Raw genomic sequence first — 16977 nt, 5'->3', positions numbered from 1 at the left:
GGGTGTCGCCGTCGCTCTTAGCTTTGCGCTCGCCACATCCGTGGCGTGCGCAAAGGATATGGCCCACGCGGCTTCAGGCGTGCGCAGCTCCGCTACACACGGCGCCATGGCATCCGGCCGGATCACGGCCACCCAGGCGCTCGATGGCGTCATGGCGCTGATCCGATCGCACAGGAGCGTGGCGGAACTGACGCCGGAGTCCATGGGTCAGGCCCTTGGCGTACCTGTAACGCGAGTAAGCGCCGACCACTTCGGCTACGCCCAGCAACTTCCTGGCGACTGGTCGTTCAGCGTGCAACGCCAGCTGGTGCCCTCGATCGGTCCACGGGTGGACCTCGCGTTCTCGCCCATCGACGAGGCTGAGCCATCGCCGCAGGCCATCTGCTCACCCGACTTCGCTCATTTCACCGCAGCGCTGGAGCAGTGGGGTTTCACCCGGCAGACATCGCGTGGCGAGCACGGTCGATGGACCTTCGATGCGTTCGACCGACCCGGCCAGCATGTCGAGGTTTATCCACTGGTCCATGTGGGCGACACGCGGGGCACGGACCTCACGTGCGTCGGAAGGGTCTCGATCCGGTAATTCTCGACGCGGTAAGTCGTGCAGGTGTCGCGCGCCTTGGACGAGTGGGAGGTGTGCGCTCAGCCGTCTGCGGCATGCCGGGCCAATGCCCACGCCACGTGTTCGCGCACGATGGGTGATGGATCGTCCGCGCGTGCGCGGAGTGCGGCGACGATCTCGTCGGAGGTGGGGGCGTTGCCGAGGCCCACGGCCAGGTTGCGCAGCCAGCCTTCGTAACCGGTGCGGCGGATCGCCATGCCCTCGGTACGCGAGAGGAAGTCCGCTTCGCTCCAGGCGAACAGGTCGATCAGGCGCGGGCCGTCCAGGCTATGCCGTGGGGCGAAGTCGGGCTCGGTGGCTTCCTGCGCGAACTTGTTCCACGGGCAGATCAGCTGGCAGTCGTCGCAGCCGAAGATGCGGTTGCCGATCGGCGCACGCAGTGCTTCGGGGATGCTGCCCTTCAGTTCGATGGTCAGGTAGGAAATACATTTGCGTGCATCCAGCCGATAGGGCGCGACGATCGCCTGCGTCGGGCAGATGTCGATGCAACGCCGGCAGCTGCCGCAGTGCGCACTGGCCGGCTGATCGACGGGCAGGGGCAGGTCGGTATACAGCTCGCCGAGGAAGAAATAGGAACCCGCGCGCTTGTTGATCAGCACCGTGTGCTTGCCGATCCAGCCGAGGCCGGCATTGCGGGCCAGGGCCTTTTCGAGCACGGGAGCGGAGTCCACGTAAGCGCGGTAACCGAAGTCGCCGATGCGCTCGCCGATCCGTGCCGCCAGCTTCTGCAGCCGGTTGCGCATCACCTTGTGGTAATCGCGACCGAGCGCATAGCGCGCGACGTAGGCCTTTTCGCCATCCTCGATCACGTCCCAGGCATTGGACGTGCCGGGCGGGATGTAATCCATCCGTACCGAGACCACCCGCAGCGTTCCCGGCTCCAGTTCGGCCGGGCGGCTGCGTCGCGTGCCGTGGCGCGCCATGTAGTCCATTTCGCCGTGGTGACCGTCGTCCAGCCAGCGCTGCAGGTAGGCCTCGTCGTTACCCAGGTCGGTGCCGGCGATGCCGACATCCGCGAAGCCGAGTTCGCGCGCCCAACGCTTGATGTCGTCGGCGAGTGCGGCGTAGTCGGTGTCGGGGGGTGCGGGCATGCGTGCATTCTACTTGCCCCTCCTATAATCCTCCGATGACTTCGCCCAACCTCGATATCGCTCTTTTCACGTCCGCGCAGGCCCGCACGATCGACCAGCGCGCCATCGGCGACCTCGGTATCCCGGGCTTTGCGCTGATGGCGCGCGCGGCTACCGCGGCGTTCGGCATGCTGCGCCAGCGCTGGCCCCAGGCCCGGCGCCTCCGCGTGGTCTGCGGCGCCGGCAACAACGGCGGTGACGGCTACCTCGTGGCTCGCGACGCGCTGGATCTCGGCCTCGCCGTCGATCTCGTCGCGCTGGAAGCCCCACGGGGGACGGACGCCATGCAAGCTCGCGACGCCTTCGTCGCCGCGAGTGGCACGGTGTTGTCGTGGAACGCCTGGGCCGCACTCGCTCCCGCCGATGTCATCGTCGACGCGATTTACGGCACGGGCCTGAACCGGGCGCCCGAGGGCGCGGCGGCCCTCGCCATCGAGGCGATCAACGCTGCCGGCCTCCCCGTACTCGCCCTGGACGTGCCCTCGGGGCTCGACGCCGATACCGGCGATTGCCCCGGCGTCGCGGTGCAGGCCGTGGCGACGGCCACGTTCATCGTGCACAAGCGCGGCCTGCATACCCATCGCGCTGCGCTCGCCGGCGACGTCGAACGGCATGGCCTGGACCTGCCCGGCAGCATCCTGGAAGCGCCCGACGCGCGCCTGCTGGTCGAAGCCTCCCTCCCGAGACGCCCGCGGGATTCGCACAAGGGCAACAACGGGCACGTCCTGGCCATCGGTGGCGACCACGGCACGGGCGGTGCGGTGCGCATGGCCGCGGAGGCCGCCCTGCGCACCGGCGCGGGGTTGGTCAGTGTGGCCACGCGCGAAGCAAACGTGCCGGCGATGAACGCGGCGCGTCCGGAACTGATGGCGCATGGCGTCGACGGTCCACAGGCGCTGCAGCCTATGCTCGACAAGGCATCCGTGGTCGCGCTGGGGCCCGGCCTCGGTCAGGCGGCCTGGGGTCACGCGCTGTGGACCACGGCGCTGGACGCCGGCCTGCCGATGGTGCTGGACGCGGACGGCCTCAACCTGCTGCATACCCATGCGCGCGCGCTGCCGGAGAAGGTCGTGCTGACCCCGCACCCAGGGGAGGCCGCCCGCCTGCTCGGGAGGGATACACGGGTCATCCAGGCTGACCGCTTCGCGGCAGTCCGCGAGCTGGCGCGGCGCTTCAAGGCGGTTGTGGTGCTCAAGGGCAACGGCAGCCTGATCGCTTCGCCGGACGGCCAGGTCTCGGTCTGCCCCTGGGGTAATCCGGGCATGGCCAGCGGCGGCATGGGCGATACCCTTACCGGCATCATCGCCGGCTTGCTGGGGCAGGGTTGCGAGCCTTACGAGGCCGCCTGCCTGGGCGTGGCGCTGCACGCGCGCGCGGCGGACGTGGCCGCACGGCAGGGCGAGCGGGGGCTGCTGGCCGGCGACCTGCTGGAGCCCTTGCGCCGGCTGGTCAACGGGTTGCCCGCATGAGTGGCGAAGAACGCGTCCTTGCCGACGAAGACGCCACGCTGGCCTTTGGCCGCGAACTGGCCGTGGCCCTGCAGGGTGGCCTCGTCGTGTTCCTGCATGGCGACCTGGGGGCGGGCAAGACCACGTTCGCCCGGGCCTTCCTCCGCGCCCTTGGCGTGGGCGAGCGGGTGAAGAGCCCCACCTACAGCCTGGTCGAGGGCTACGACATCGGCGACCGACGGGCCTTCCACCTCGATCTGTACCGCATCGCCGACCCCGGCGAACTGGAGTGGCTCGGCCTGGACAGCCTGGCTGAGCCCGGCGCCGTCGTGCTGGTGGAGTGGCCGGAGCGTGGCGCGGGCGCGTTGCCGCCGGTCGACCTGGAACTCCATTTCCGCCACGCCGACGGCGGCCGTGCCGTACGGCTGGAGGCCCGCTCGATGTCCGGCCAGCGCATCCTCGCGGCACTATCGCGCTGACGCTCATGTCCTCGTTTGGACGACATTCCTGTACGTGCGTTGACGAAGGTTTCGCAGGTTATGGATTATCAAGGGAAAACATATTGCATTCGTCGGGCGCATGGAGTTCAATCCGGGCCGTATGAGGGGAATCATCTTCAAATTCCGTGGATTCGTGTGCGCGATCGCCCTCGCGACGCTGGCGCCTGCCCTGGCTTTGGCCGCCGACGTCAAGTCGGCGCGGGTGTGGGCCGGCCCTGAATACACCCGAGTGGTGTTCGATCTGTCCGGCCCCGCCACGTACAAGATGTCCCAGGGCGATACGCCCGGCAGCGTAGTCCTGGATATCGCCGGGAGCACCGTGGCGGGCAACTTCTCCGCGCCGGGCAAGCAGGGCCTGTTCCAGTCCATGACGGCGGGGAAGCAGGGCGGCGGCGCCCGCGTGGTGGCTACCGTGGACGCCCGCGCCAAGCCCAAGAGTTTCCTGCTCAAGCCGGCCGGCGATTACGGCTATCGGCTGGTGCTCGATCTGTACCCCGGCGGCCAGAGCGATCCAGGCGACAACAGCCCGTCGGATACGGATGCGCCGTCGCTCGCCACGGCTATCGCCGAATCCCCCACCGAGGCGCCCGCTGTGGCTCCCCTGCGCAGCAGGCGCGGCAAGGCGGGCAAGACGATTCCGGCGGGTTCGCCGCCGATGCTCGGTGGTGAGCGCAAGGTGGTCGTGGCCATCGATGCCGGCCACGGTGGCGAGGATCCGGGCGCTCGCGGCGCCACCGGCCTGCGCGAGAAGGATGTCACCCTGCAGGTGGCGCGCGAACTGGCTGACCAGATCAACCGCCAGCCCGGCATGCAGGCCGTGCTGACCCGCAACGGCGACTACTTCATCCCGTTGAAGCGCCGCTACGAGATCGCCCGCGAGCACAACGCCGACATGTTCGTGTCGATCCACGCGGATGCGTTCAAGAACGGCGACGCGAAGGGCTCGTCGGTCTGGGTGCTGTCGCCGCGCGGCAAGACGTCCGAAGCCTCGCGCTGGCTGGCCGATCGCGAAAACCGCGCCGACCTGGTCGGCGGCGTGTCGCTGGACGACAAGGACGACTCGCTGGCGGCGGTGTTGCTGGACCTCCAGCAGGGCTACGCCATGCAGGCCAGCGAATCCATCGCTGGCAACGTGCTCAAGGCGCTGGGTCGCCTGGGTCCGACGCACCGCGGCTACGTGGAGCGCGCCAACTTCGTGGTGCTGCGTTCGCCGGACGTGCCGTCCATCCTCGTGGAAACGGCCTTCATCACCAACCCGGAAGAAGAACGCCGCCTGCGTGACGACGGCCATCGCCGCGAGCTGGCTACCGCCGTGCTCGGTGGCGTGCGCAATTATTTCGAATCCATGCCGCCGCCGGGCACATGGTTCGCGGCGCAGGCCGCGCGGCGCAACGGCACCTCGCTGGCCGCGACGGCCGCGTCCGCACCCGCGGCGCCTGCCGTGGCGTCCGACGCCGGTGCGGTGGCCTCCGATGCCGTCAAGGCGGCTTCGCGCGTGGCGACGCCCGGCCGTAAGGCCCTTGCCAAGGCCGAGGCCTCCCCGTCGCCCGCACGGAATCGCGTCGAAACGCGGTCGGGTCGTGCCGACGAGAACGTGCGCGACCTCCACCGCGTCAACCGCGGCGAGACCCTGACCGGCATCGCCCAGCAGTACGGCGTATCCGTCGGCGCACTCAAGATCGCCAACAAGATGAACGACAACAACGTCCGCGTCGGCTCGGTCATGGTCATTCCCGCGAGCTGACGCCGCGCCCTTGGGCTATGCTTTCAACCTGAACGCAGTCAGGTTGTCATCCATGCCCATCCGCCCCCTGCCGCCCGAGCTGATCAACCAGATCGCGGCCGGCGAAGTCATCGAGCGACCCGCCTCGGTAGTCAAGGAACTCGTCGAGAACAGCATCGATGCCGGTGCGCGCCGGATCGAGGTCGACATCGAGCAGGGCGGCTCCCGGCTGATTCGCGTGCGCGACGACGGCGGCGGCATTCCGCGTGACGAACTGGCCCTGGCCGTCGCCTCGCATGCCACCAGCAAGATCGGCAGCTTCGACGACCTGGAGCGCGTGGCCAGCATGGGCTTTCGTGGCGAGGCGCTGGCCTCCGTCTCGTCCGTGGCGCGCTTCTCGCTCACCTCGCGGCATGCGGGGCAGGACGCCGCCTGGCGCATCGACGTGGACGGCGGTCGCCTGCAGGATGCGCGGCCCGCGCAGCATCCGCCGGGCACCACCATCGAGGTGCGCGACCTGTTCTACAACGTGCCGGCCCGGCGCAAGTTCCTCCGCGCCGAGCGCACCGAGTTCGCGCACATCGACGACCTGCTGAAATCGCTGGCGCTGGCCCGCGAGGGTGTCGATATCCGGCTCTCGCACAACGGCAAGCCGGTGCGCCTGCTCAAGCCGGCACGCGACGAACACGCGGCGCTGGCGCGCGTGGCCGAAGTGCTCGGCCCCGAGTTTCCCGGCCAGGCCCTGCGCGTGGACCACGAGGCCGCGGGCCTGAGCCTGTCCGGCTGGGTCGGCCTGCCTACCGCGTCACGCTCGCAGGCCGACCAGCAATATTTCTACGTCAACGGTCGGCTGGTCCGCGACCGCATCGTCGCCCACGCCGTGCGCCAGGCGTATGCGGACGTGCTGTTCCACGGTCGCCATCCGGTGTTCGTGCTGTTCCTAGCGCTCGATCCGGTCGGCGTGGACGTGAACGTGCACCCGGCGAAGAGCGAAGTGCGCTTCCGCGAGCAGCGGCTGATCCACGATTTCCTGTTCCGCACGCTGCACGAGGCACTGGCGCAGACGCGTGCCGGCATCGGCGCAGCGCCCTCGACCGATGCGCCGTCAGGCATGGCCGGCGGCACCGACGCGGGGCAGGGGACAGAGCCGGGGGCATTTGCGGGCGGTGGCGCGGGATCGCGCATGGCATCGATGCCCGCCTGGCCGCAGGCAGGCAGCCAGTCGCGACTGGGCCTGGGCGTGCGCGACGAGCCCCTGGCCGACTACAAGACCCTGTTCGGCGCCACGACGTCCCTGTCGACGCCGCGGCCGTCGACTTCCTGGACGCCGCCGGCCGCCGGCGACGAACCGGATACGGAGGGTGGCATCCCCCCGCTGGGCTACGCCATCGCGCAGCTGAAGAGCATCTACGTGCTGGCCGAGAACGAACACGGCATGGTGCTGGTCGACATGCACGCCGCGCACGAGCGGATCACCTACGAAAAGCTGAAGAACGGCCGCGTCACCTCCAGCCTGCGCTCGCAGATGCTGCTGGTGCCGCTGTCGATCGCGGTCAGCGCGCGCGAGGCCGCCGCCGCGGAAGAGCATGCCGAGGCGCTCGCCGACTGGGGCCTGGAGCTGTCGCGCAGCGGTCCTTCGGGCGTGGTCGTGCGGCGCGTGCCGTCGTTGCTGGAAAGCGCCGATGTGGCCCAGCTCACCCGCGACGTGCTGGCCGAACTGGCCCAGCACGGCAGCTCGCGCCGGCTGGAAGAACTGGAAAACGAACTGCTCTCCACCATGGCCTGCCATGGCTCCGTGCGTGCCGGCCGGCGCCTGGGCCTGCCCGAAATGAACGCGCTGCTGCGCGAGATGGAAGCCACCGAGCGCTCCGCCCAGTGCAACCATGGCCGTCCCACCTGGGTGCAGCTGTCGCTGGGCGAGCTGGACCGGCTGTTCCTGCGCGGTCGATGAATCGATGTATGCTGGACGGATAGACGTCCAAACCGGGGTTTCGCCATGATCCGTTCGCTTGCCTTCGCCTCCGTCGTCGCGGTCACCACCGGCAACGCCATTGCCGGCGACGCCTACACCGCCGCCATCGAGAAGGTGCGTGCCGCACGCATCGACGCACTGAAGGCGCCGGACGGCTGGCTCAGCCTGGTCGGGCTGGACTGGTTGCAGCCCGGTGCCAATCGCATCGGCAGCGCCGCCGACAACGATATCGTCCTCAAGGCCGGCCCCGCCCACCTGGGTGTCGTCACGCTGGACGACGGCGGGGCGGTCACCATCGAGCTGGCGCCCGGCAGCGGTGCGCTGGTCGACGGTCGCGAGGTGCAGCGCGCCACGCTCGTCGACGATGGCGGCGCCGGCGGCAAGCCCACGGAAGTCCGCTTCGGCTCGGCCCGTTTCTTCGTCATCGCCCGCGACGGCAAGAAAGCCCTGCGCGTGAAGGACGACAACGCCGCCACGCGCACGCACTTTGCCGGCCTGGATTACTTCACCGTCGATCCGACGTGGCGCGTGGAAGCCCGCTGGGTGCCGTTCGATCCGCCGCACGAGCTGGAAATCGGCTCGGTGCTCGGCACGATCGACAAGGAGAAGGTGCCGGGCAAGGCGGTGTTCACGCGCGATGGCCACACCTTCGAGCTCTACCCCATCCAGGAAGAACCCGATTCGCTGTTCTTCGTCTTCGCCGACCGTACCAGCGGCAAGGAAACCTACGGCGCGGCGCGCTTCCTGGATACGCCGCTGGCCAAGGACGGCAAGCTGGTGCTGGATTTCAACGAGGCGCGCAACCCGCCGTGCGCGTTCACGCCGTATGCCACGTGCCCGCTGGCGCCGCCGGAAAACCGGCTGGACGTGCGCGTGACCGCGGGCGAGAAGAAATACGCCGGCGGCCACGACTGACGCACCACGGGCGCCGTATCAGGCGCCCTTGAACACCGGCTTGCGCCGTTCCAGGAACGCGCCGGTGCCTTCACGCATGTCCTCGGTGGAGAACGCGATGGCGAAGCCCTGTGTCTCGAAGGCCAGGCCCTGGTCGATCGCGCATTCGCCGCCTTCGATCACGGCCTCCAGGATGCCCTTGAGGGCCAGCGGTGCCGCGGCCGCCAGCTGGTCGGCCAGGTTATCCACGGCGGCGTCCAGTTCGTCGGCCGCCACCACGCGGGTGACCAGGCCGGTGCGCTCGGCGCGGGCCGCATCGATCTGCTGGCCCAGCAGGCACAACTCCAGTGCCAGGCCCCGACCGGCGAGACGGGTCAGGCGCTGCGTGCCGCCGAAACCGGGAATCAGACCCAGGCCGATCTCCGGCTGGCCGAAGCGTGCCTTTTCGCTGGCTACGCGAAGATGGCACGCCATGGCCAGCTCCATCCCGCCACCCAGGGTGTAGCCCTGGATCTTCGCGATCACGGGCTTGCCCAGGCGCTCTACCGTCAGCATCAGGTCCTGCCCGGCGCGTGACGCGGCCTGCGCCTTCACGGGCGACCAGTCGGACATTTCGGAAATGTCCGCGCCGGCGACGAATGCCTTCTCACCCGCACCAGCCAGCACCACGACGCGGATGGCGTCGTCCTGCGCTGCCTGCCGGAAGGCCAGGGTCAGCTCGCCGATGGTCTCGCGGTTGAGCGCGTTGAGCTTGTCGGGGCGGTTGACGGTGATGTGACGGACGGCGCCGCGATCGGCGGTGACGAGGGTACGAAAGGCCATGGAGGCTCCTGGCGGTGGGGCAAGGCGGCGGATGGTAGCAGGGGAACCTTTACCCCTTCCGCGGCGTCTGAGGGTGTACGGACGGGGCAGCGGCCGATGGATTATCCTCCACGCACGCCCAGGGTTCCGGGTTCTTGGAGAACGGGATGCCATCCTCGCGTTTGCTGGTCACGATCGCCGCCTTGCTGTGCCTGCCCGCCATCCCGGCGTTGGCCCAGGGGCCGGCCACGGCAAACGCTTCCGCCGCACCGGCCATCGACAAGACCCGGCTGTCGTACGCCATCGGTTACCAGATCGGCACCCAGTTCGCCAACAGCGCCCAGCCCGATGTCGACATCGCGGTGCTGGTCAGGGCGCTCCAGGACGGCTACGCCAAGCGCGCGCCGGGCGTACCCATCGATGTCATGCAGCAGCAGTTGGTGAACTTCGACGCCAAGGTGCAGCGCGATTCCGTGGTGGAGTTCCGCCGTGTCGCCGCCGCCAACGCCAAGCGCAGCAGCGATTTCCTCGCCCGCAACCGGGTCCGGCCGGGCGTCACCACGCTGCCTTCCGGTATCCAGTACGCCGTGCTCAACAAGGGCCGCGGTGCGCAGGCGAGCGTCACCAGCACCGTGGTGGTCAATTACCGCGGTGCGTTGATCGACGGCACCGAGTTCGATAGTTCCTACGCGCATGGCAAGCCCGTGACCTTCACGGTCAACCGGGTGATTCCCGGCTGGCAGGACGTGATCCCGCGCATGCGCGTGGGCGACAAGTGGAAGGTCGTGATTCCGCCCGCGCTGGCGTATGGCGAGCGCGGCGAACTGCCCCGCATCGGCCCCAACGAGGCGCTGGTGTTCGACCTCGAGCTGATCGACGTCAAGCCCTGAGGGTCGCGCTAGAATGGCCGACGGTATGTCCCCGGTCCCTTCCTCCTCGCTCCCCCTTACCCCGTGCACCGGCGTGTGCCGCCTCGACGCGCGCGGCCTGTGCGTGGGTTGCCTGCGCACGGGCGACGAGATCGCCTGCTGGTCGTCGCTGGACGACGACCGCAAGCGCTGGCTGATGGACGAGGTCCTCCCGACCCGGCAGGCCGGGTAATGGAAGACCTCCTGGCCCGTTTGCGTGGCGCGTTGTTGCCGCTGGACGCACCGCCCGGCCCGCGCGGCTGGAACCACCACGACATGGCTGAACTGATCGGCGACGGTCCGCGCCGTGCGGCTGCCGTGCTGATCGGCATCCGCGACGATCGCGAGCAGAACGTCGTGCTCACGGTCCGTACGGACACGTTGCAACAGCACGCGGGGCAGGTCGCGTTTCCCGGCGGGCGGGTGGAAGACGTCGACCGGGACGCGGTCGCCACCGCGCTGCGCGAGAGCCACGAGGAAATCGGGCTGGACGCGCGCAAGGTCACGCCGCTGGGCTTCCTGGACGCGTTCGAGACGATCAGCGGCTACTCGGTCACGCCGGTGGTCGCGCGCATCGACGCCGATGCCGTGCTCCGGCCGGATCCCGGCGAAGTGGCCGAGGTGTTCGAGGTGCCGTTCGCGTTCTTCCTCGAGCCGGACAACCTGCGTCGCTACACCATGGAGTTCCGCGGCCATCGTCGTGACATGGTCGAATTCCTGCATGCCGGCTACCGCATCTGGGGCGTCACGGCGGCCATCCTCCTCAACCTGCTGAAACGGATGGGACACCACCCATGCTGATCTCGCGCACGCTCGTCGATGCCGGCACCGCCGCCCACCTCTCCGCGCACGACGTGCTGTTCGTCGATGCCCGTTTCGACCTCGCCCACCCCGACCAGGGCGACGCGGACTATGCACGGGCGCATGTCCGCGGCGCCGTGCGTGCCGATCTCGACCGCGACCTGGCCGACATGGCGACGCCCGCGAACGGCCGCGGTCGCCATCCGTTGCCCTCGCCCGAGCGCTTCCAGGGCTGGCTGGCGCGCTCGGGCTGGCGGCCGGACCTGCAGGTGGTCGTCTACGATGCGGCCGGCGGGGCCCTGGCAGCCGCGCGCTTCTGGTGGCTGGCGCGGCTGGCCGGCCTGGACAACGTGGCCGTGCTAGATGGCGGCTGGGCCGCCTGGACGCGGGCCGGGTTGCCCGTGGATGCCGAGGTGCCGCAGCGCGAGGCGACGGCTGTGCATGTGGCCTTCGACGAAGCCGGCACGGTGGATGCCGACGTCCTGGCCGAGGGTGTGGCGTCGGGACGGCTGGTCCTGCTGGATGCGCGTGCCACGCCGCGTTATCGCGGCGAGGTCGAGCCGTTGGACCCGGTGGCCGGGCACGTGCCCGGTGCGCGCAACCGACCGTTCGCGGACAACCTCGACGCCGATGGCACGTTCCATTCCCCCGAGAGCCTGCGTCGGGCGTTCGAGGGTGTGATCGGTCCGCACCCTGCGGACGATGTGGTGCACATGTGCGGCTCCGGCGTCACCGCGTGCCATAACCTGCTGGCCATGGAGCACGCGGGCCTGTGCGGTTCGCGCCTGTATGCACCGTCATGGAGCGGCTGGGTCAGCGACCGCTCCCGTGGCGTGGCCACCGGCGATGCCCTATAGCACCACCGTGCGTCGTTCGCGTGCGCTCACCTGCGCCGCCTCGATCACGCGGATGACGTCGCGCGATTCGCGCGGGTCCACGGGTACCGCCGATGCCCCGCGGATGGCCGCCGCGACGCCGTCGTAGTACGCGGTATAGCGGCCAGGCAGGGTGTCGATGACCGTGGTGCTGCCATCGGCATCGGTGAAGCGACCGAACAGTGTGGGATCGTCGTCGCCCCAGTGCTCGCTGCCCGGACGGCGACCTTCGCGCAGGGCGGCCTCCTGCCCGTCGATGCCGTACTTGACGAAGCTGCCGCCATCGCCGTGCACCAGGTAACGCGGCCCCGGATCGCGGACCAGTGCCGACGCGTGCAGCACCGCGCGGCGGTGACCGTAATCCAGCACCAGGTGGAAGTAGTCATCGGTTTTGGCGGCCGCGCGCTGGCGCATGACATCCGCGGTGATCGCGCGGGGCAGGCCGAACAACACCAGGGCCTGGTCGATCAGGTGCGCGCCGAGGTCGTACAGCACGCCCGACCCGGCAACGTCGGTTTCCCGCCAGCCCGGCTTGATCTCGGGCCGGAAGCGATCGAAGTGGGTTTCGAAGTAGACGACTTCGCCCAGTCGGCCGTCTTCGATCAGGCGGCGTACCGTCAGGAAATCGTTGTCCCAGCGACGGTTCTGGAAAACCGAAAGGCGGCGGTCCACCCGGTCGGCCAGTTCGATGAGCGCGTCGGCTTCCGCCGCGTCCAGGGTGAACGGCTTGTCGACCACGACGTGCTTGCCGGCTTCCAGCGCGGCACGTGCCAGCGGGGCGTGGCTTTCGTTCGGCGAGGCGATGACGATCAGCTCGAGCGAGGGGTCGGCCAGCAAATCATGAGGATTTTCGTAGGCCTTGGCCTCGGGAAAGTCACGGGCGATCTGGTCGGCGCGGCGGCTGCCGATGGCGGCAAGGTGCAGGCCCTCCGCGGCGGCGATCAGTGGTGCATGGAAGAAGGCGCCTGCGGTGCCGTAGCCGATGAGGCCGGTGGGGATCGCGTGCATGGTCGCTCCTTGGGCTGTCGAATGACCTAGCGTAACGCGGCGCGCCTGAGCGTTTCGTTTAGCATCCAGCGCTTCTTCGTAAGCCGCGGAAACGCCCATGACGCCCATCGCCGATGCCGCCAGCCCGCCGGAGCGCATGCCGCGGCAGATCGGCTACATCATCGGTAACGAGGGGTGCGAGCGCTTCAGCTTCTACGGGATGCGCAACATCCTGACGCCGTTCCTGATCACTTCGCTGCTGCTGTACCTGCCGGAGGCGGAGCGTGCGGGGGCGGCCAAGGACGTGTTCCATACCTTCGTCATCGGCGTGTATTTCTTTCCGCTGCTGGGCGGCTGGCTGGCCGACCGCTGGTTCGGCAAGTACCGCACCGTGCTGTGGCTCAGCCTGGTCTACTGCCTGGGGCACCTCTGCCTGGCCATGTTCGAGCACAGCGTGGCAGGCTTCTACACCGGCCTTGCGTTGATCGCCCTGGGCGCGGGCGGGATCAAGCCCTGCGTCGCGGCGTTCGTCGGCGACCAGTTCGACGAGGGGAACCGACGCCTGGCGAAGGTCGTGTTCGATGCGTTCTACTGGATCATCAACGTCGGTTCGTTTCTCGCATCGGTGTCTATGCCCTTCTTCCTGCGCCATTACGGCGCAGCCGTGGCGTTCGGCATTCCCGGTGCGTTGATGTTCGTTGCCACCGTGGTGTTCTGGTTCGGTCGGCGTCACTACGTGATGGCACCACCCGCGGGGAACGATCCCCACGGTTTCATGAAGGTGGTGCGCACCGCGTTGCTCACCCGTCGCGAAGGGCAGGGCCGGTCGGGTCTGTGGGTCGCCGCGGGGTCTGTCGTGCTGGCGCTGGCGGCACTGGCGACCACGCCGGTGCTGGGCATCGTCGCGGCGCTGTGCCTCGGGCTTGTGGCGATCCTGGTCGGGGGTGGCATCGGTACGCGAATGCAGCTGGAGCGGGCGCGCGGTACTCACCCCGACGAGGCGATCGACGGCGTGGCGGTGGTGCTGCGCGTGCTGGTGGTGTTCGCCCTGGTTACGCCGTTCTGGTCCCTGTTTGACCAAAAAGCCTCGACCTGGGTGCTCCAGGCTGGCGCGATGCGTGCGCCCGACTGGCTGCACCCCGCGCAGATGCAGGCGATCAATCCGCTGCTGGTGCTGCTGCTGATCCCGTTCAACAACCTCGTGCTCTTTCCGCTGCTGCGCAAGGCCGGCATCGAGCCCACGGCCCTGCGTCGCATGACGGCGGGCATCGTGTTTTCCGCGCTGGCCTGGGTAGTGGTCGGCGTGTTGCAAATGGCGTTGGACGGTGGCGATGCGCTGTCGATCGCATGGCAGGTGCTGCCGTACGTGTTGCTGACCATGGGCGAGGTGCTGGTCTCGGCGACCGGCCTGGAATTTGCCTACAGCCAGGCACCACCGTCGATGAAGGGCACGCTGATGAGCTTCTGGACGTTGAGCGTCACCGTCGGCAACCTCTGGGTGCTGCTGGCCAACGCAGGCGTGCGCAACGAAGCCGTGCTGGCAGGGATCGCGGGCACGGGCATGGGGGCCACCGCGTTCCAGATGTTCTTCTTCGCCAGCTTTGCTGCCATGGCTGCGCTGGCGTTCGGGCTGTACGCACGCGGCTATCGCTCCGTGGACTATTACCGCGCCGCGTGACGTTCCCTGCACGGCGTCGCGCGGAGCATCGAGGCCTTCCGGTAGGAGACACGACCCATGGCGGCAGCGAACAAGGCAGCACCCTTTCCGTCGACGGGCAACGGCGAGTGGCCCGGCAAGGTGGTGCTGGTGACCGGTGGCGCGCAGGGCATCGCCGAGGCGGTGCTGGCCGTCGGTGGATCGGTGCTCATCGGCGACCTGGATGCCGACGCGGGAAGGGCCTGCCTGGAGGAATGGGACGCCGCCGAGCGTGCCGCCTTCCTGGTGCTGGACGTGTCGAAGGAAGCCAGCGTGAAACGCTTCGTGGCCGCGGCGCTCAAGCGCTTCGGGCGCATCGACGGCCTGGTCAACAACGCGGGCATCGCCGATCCCACCAGCGGTCCGCTGCACAAGCTTGACTGGAGCGAATGGAAACGCCGCATCGATACCAACCTGGGCGGTACCTTCCTGTGCAGCAAGCATGCGTTGCCGGCGCTCACGCGCAGCAAAGGCGCGATCGTCAACATCGCATCGTCGCGCGCGCACCAGTCGGAGCCGGACACGGAGGCCTACGCCGCCACCAAGGGCGGCATCGTCGCCTTTACCCATGCGCTGGCGATCAGCGCGGGGCCGGTGCGCGTGAACGCGATCAACCCCGGCTGGGTGGTCGTGGACGCGTGGAAAAAGCCGGGCCTGCGCCGCAAGGCGCGGTTATCCGCAGCGGATCATGCGCAACATCCCGTAGGGCGCGCCGGCCTGCCACCGGATATCGGTGCACTGGCCGTGTTCCTGCTGTCGTCGCAAGCCGGCTTCATCACCGGTGAGAACATCACGGTGGATGGCGGTGTCGCACGGAAGATGCACTACGTGTGACGGTCAGCGGTGTAGCGGAATGGTGGTCTTGCCACCGGGGTCGAATCGGCCGTTGGCCTCGTTGTAATCCCAGTGCTCCACCACGCAGCTGCCCGGGTCGTTCGCGGGATCGTGGTGGATGACGTTGAACGAGTTGCTGATGCCGTCACGGATGCGCGTGGACAGCGCCGTACCGGCCTGCACGGACCACAGTTCGCTGGCCAGGGCACGTTTTTCCGTGTTCAGCGGCCTGACGTAGGGCAGGTGGATATGGCCGCCCAGGACGAGATCCGCACCCGCCGCGGCCCAGGCGGTGATCGCGCGCTCGTGGTTGATCAGCAGGTTGGCCACGTCCGATTCGCGGATGACGTGCACGGGTTGATGAGTGACGACGATACGTAATTGCCCCGGGGTGGCCTCGCGCAACCGTCGGCCGACCCGCTCGATCTGCGCGTCGGACACCTCGCCGTTCTTGTGCCGTGCGGCACGCACGGTGTTCACGCCGATCACCAGCACGTCGTCGCTGGCGTGCACCGGTTCCAGGTCGTGACCGAACGCACGACGGTAGCCACCGAACGGATCGAACGCACGCGCGAACACGTTCAACAGTGGCACGTCGTGGTTGCCCGGAATGGCCAGGACCGGGCGGCCGCACGCATCGATGAAGCGCCGCGCCGCGTCGAACTGGCTGCGCCGTGCGCGCTGCGTCACATCGCCGGAGAGGATGACGAGGTCGGGTCGCAACGAGGCGATCAGTTCGCCCAGGGCGGCGACCACGGGCGGGCGCTCGGTGCCGAAATGGGTATCGGAAATCTGTACCAGCAGGCTCAACCCGGATCCTCCCCGGGCTGGCGCTCACCGTCGGTGAGAAGCACGAGGGGACGCGGCGCGGCGCGGAACACGATGGGTGGGGCGAGCCAGACGATTTCGCCATCGATCGCCACCTTGATCTTCGTGTGCCGGCGCCGCGGCGTCACTGTGATCTCGCGGAACGGAAAGCTCACCACATGCTCGGCTTCGCCCAGCTTGCCCAGCGCACCGCTGAGGATCAGCCGCAGCATGGTCAGCTTGCCGATCGGCTTGAGGACCAGCCCGGCCAGCGTGCCGTCGTTGCGATGCACGTCGGCAGCCTCGTCCAGGCCGATCTTTTCCAGCTGCAGGGCGTTGTTGCCGACGAACAACGTGGGCGTGCGCAGCTGGCGCGCCTGCGATCCGTCGGTGACCTCGATACGCAGTGGCCGGTAGTCGCGCATCAGCGTGGCCAGGCCCGACCACAATGCCACGATGCGGTGACGGCCGAAGCGCTGCTTCCAGGTTTCGCGATCCTCCAGCACCTGCGGGTAGAGACCCAGGCTGGCGTTGACCATGAACATCCGGTCGTTGACCATGCCGATCTGCGCGTCGATCGGCGTCGACCGCACCAGGGCCTCGGCGGCGCCACGCGTGTCGGTGGGAATGCCGTGCGTGCGCCCGGTGAAGTTGAACGTGCCCTGCGGCAGGATGCCCATGGTCAGTTGCTCGCGCCAGGCGGTCTGCGCGACGCAGTTAATGGTGCCGTCGCCTCCCGCCGCCACGATGGCGCCCTCGTGCTCTTTTGCATAGGCGGCCGCCTCGCGGACCGCTTGCTCGATCGGATGCCCGTCGTCGATCAGGAAAAACGCATGGGGGCGACCGGCGGCCTCCAGGATCGAGGCGATCTCGTCGCGCGCGGCGTCCGCGTCCTGGCGGCCGGAGCCGGCGTTCATGACGATGGCAAAAGCGAGTGGGGTGGGCATGGGCGAGGATCGAAGCACTCGTCTCGTCACGG

Annotated in this window: 15 protein-coding genes and 1 pseudogene; 11 read left to right on the top strand and 5 right to left on the bottom strand. The window is 68.7% G+C overall.

Going from position 1 to position 16977, the window contains the following annotated elements; genetic code table 11:
• Positions 1–79: 79 nt before the first annotated feature.
• On the top strand, positions 80–583 hold the full coding sequence (locus tag ACVKN3_RS11080) for a hypothetical protein (RefSeq protein ID WP_354517102.1): 504 nt from the start codon (positions 80–82) through the stop codon (positions 581–583).
• A 59-nt stretch (positions 584–642) separates the two neighbouring features.
• Here the strand turns inward: ACVKN3_RS11080 and queG are convergent, their stop codons facing one another.
• Positions 643–1713: a tRNA epoxyqueuosine(34) reductase QueG gene (queG, locus tag ACVKN3_RS11075; RefSeq protein WP_354517100.1), complete on the bottom strand. Its 1071-nt coding sequence runs from the start codon at positions 1711–1713 to the stop codon at positions 643–645.
• 35 nt (positions 1714–1748) lie between these two features.
• Here queG and ACVKN3_RS11070 point away from each other — a divergent pair, with 35 nt between their 5' ends.
• The 5 genes from ACVKN3_RS11070 (at position 1749) to ACVKN3_RS11050 (ending at position 8310) form a co-directional block, all read left to right on the top strand.
• A complete protein-coding gene (locus ACVKN3_RS11070) occupies positions 1749–3221 on the top strand; it encodes an NAD(P)H-hydrate dehydratase (RefSeq protein ID WP_354517098.1) in 1473 nt (490 codons plus the stop codon).
• Positions 3218–3679: a tRNA (adenosine(37)-N6)-threonylcarbamoyltransferase complex ATPase subunit type 1 TsaE gene (gene tsaE, locus ACVKN3_RS11065; protein WP_354517096.1), complete on the top strand. Its 462-nt coding sequence runs from the start codon at positions 3218–3220 to the stop codon at positions 3677–3679. Before ACVKN3_RS11070 ends, tsaE begins: the two co-directional genes overlap by 4 nt.
• Positions 3680–3800: 121 nt before the next feature.
• Positions 3801–5444 carry an N-acetylmuramoyl-L-alanine amidase gene (locus ACVKN3_RS11060; RefSeq protein WP_354517094.1) on the top strand — a complete coding sequence of 548 codons (1644 nt, stop codon included), beginning with the start codon at positions 3801–3803 and terminating at the stop codon, positions 5442–5444.
• A 52-nt stretch (positions 5445–5496) separates the two neighbouring features.
• Positions 5497–7374 (top strand): DNA mismatch repair endonuclease MutL, encoded by a 1878-nt coding sequence (mutL, locus tag ACVKN3_RS11055; RefSeq protein ID WP_354517092.1) that lies wholly within the window; start codon positions 5497–5499, stop codon positions 7372–7374.
• A 45-nt stretch (positions 7375–7419) separates the two neighbouring features.
• Entirely contained in the window at positions 7420–8310 is an 891-nt protein-coding gene (locus tag ACVKN3_RS11050; RefSeq protein ID WP_285406006.1) for a DUF1684 domain-containing protein, read from the top strand.
• Positions 8311–8328: 18 nt separating this feature from the next.
• On the opposite strand, the gene ACVKN3_RS11045 is transcribed toward ACVKN3_RS11050, so the two are convergent.
• Positions 8329–9111, bottom strand: coding sequence for an enoyl-CoA hydratase/isomerase family protein (locus ACVKN3_RS11045; RefSeq protein ID WP_354517090.1), 783 nt, complete (start codon positions 9109–9111; stop codon positions 8329–8331).
• Between the two features lie 146 nt (positions 9112–9257).
• Here ACVKN3_RS11045 and ACVKN3_RS11040 point away from each other — a divergent pair, with 146 nt between their 5' ends.
• From ACVKN3_RS11040 to ACVKN3_RS11030, 3 genes and pseudogenes are all read left to right on the top strand, one after another.
• The gene (locus tag ACVKN3_RS11040) at positions 9258–9980 is read left to right on the top strand and encodes an FKBP-type peptidyl-prolyl cis-trans isomerase (protein WP_285406012.1); all 723 of its coding nucleotides are present in this window, start codon (positions 9258–9260) and stop codon (positions 9978–9980) included.
• Between the two features lie 25 nt (positions 9981–10005).
• A pseudogene (locus tag ACVKN3_RS11035) lies at positions 10006–10799 on the top strand (CoA pyrophosphatase).
• A complete protein-coding gene (locus ACVKN3_RS11030; protein WP_354517088.1) occupies positions 10793–11656 on the top strand; it encodes a sulfurtransferase in 864 nt (287 codons plus the stop codon). The pseudogene ACVKN3_RS11035 and the gene ACVKN3_RS11030 overlap by 7 nt, the downstream one beginning before the upstream one ends.
• Here the strand turns inward: ACVKN3_RS11030 and ACVKN3_RS11025 are convergent.
• Positions 11651–12682, bottom strand: a complete 1032-nt coding sequence (locus ACVKN3_RS11025; RefSeq protein WP_354517086.1) for an oxidoreductase — start codon at positions 12680–12682, stop codon at positions 11651–11653. The two genes, ACVKN3_RS11030 and ACVKN3_RS11025, sit on opposite strands and share 6 nt — an antisense overlap.
• Positions 12683–12779: 97 nt before the next feature.
• Between ACVKN3_RS11025 and ACVKN3_RS11020 the strand changes: the two genes are divergently transcribed.
• The gene (locus ACVKN3_RS11020) at positions 12780–14339 is read left to right on the top strand and encodes a POT-type proton-dependent oligopeptide transporter (RefSeq protein ID WP_354517084.1); all 1560 of its coding nucleotides are present in this window, start codon (positions 12780–12782) and stop codon (positions 14337–14339) included.
• Positions 14340–14396: 57 nt separating this feature from the next.
• Positions 14397–15191, top strand: coding sequence for an SDR family oxidoreductase (locus tag ACVKN3_RS11015; protein WP_354517082.1), 795 nt, complete (start codon positions 14397–14399; stop codon positions 15189–15191).
• 3 nt (positions 15192–15194) lie between these two features.
• Here the strand turns inward: ACVKN3_RS11015 and ACVKN3_RS11010 are convergent, their stop codons facing one another.
• Together ACVKN3_RS11010 and ACVKN3_RS11005 are read right to left on the bottom strand one after the other, a co-directional pair.
• Positions 15195–16001, bottom strand: a complete 807-nt coding sequence (locus ACVKN3_RS11010; protein ID WP_285406022.1) for a metallophosphoesterase family protein — start codon at positions 15999–16001, stop codon at positions 15195–15197.
• Positions 15998–16945: a diacylglycerol/lipid kinase family protein gene (locus ACVKN3_RS11005; protein WP_354517080.1), complete on the bottom strand. Its 948-nt coding sequence runs from the start codon at positions 16943–16945 to the stop codon at positions 15998–16000. The genes ACVKN3_RS11010 and ACVKN3_RS11005 overlap by 4 nt, the downstream gene beginning before the upstream one ends.
• Positions 16946–16977 lie beyond the last annotated feature (32 nt).

The organism is Luteibacter sp. PvP120, from assembly GCF_054055715.1.
The sequence above is the reverse complement of the archived record's forward strand: the minus strand, read 5'-3'. Positions and strand labels throughout refer to the sequence as shown.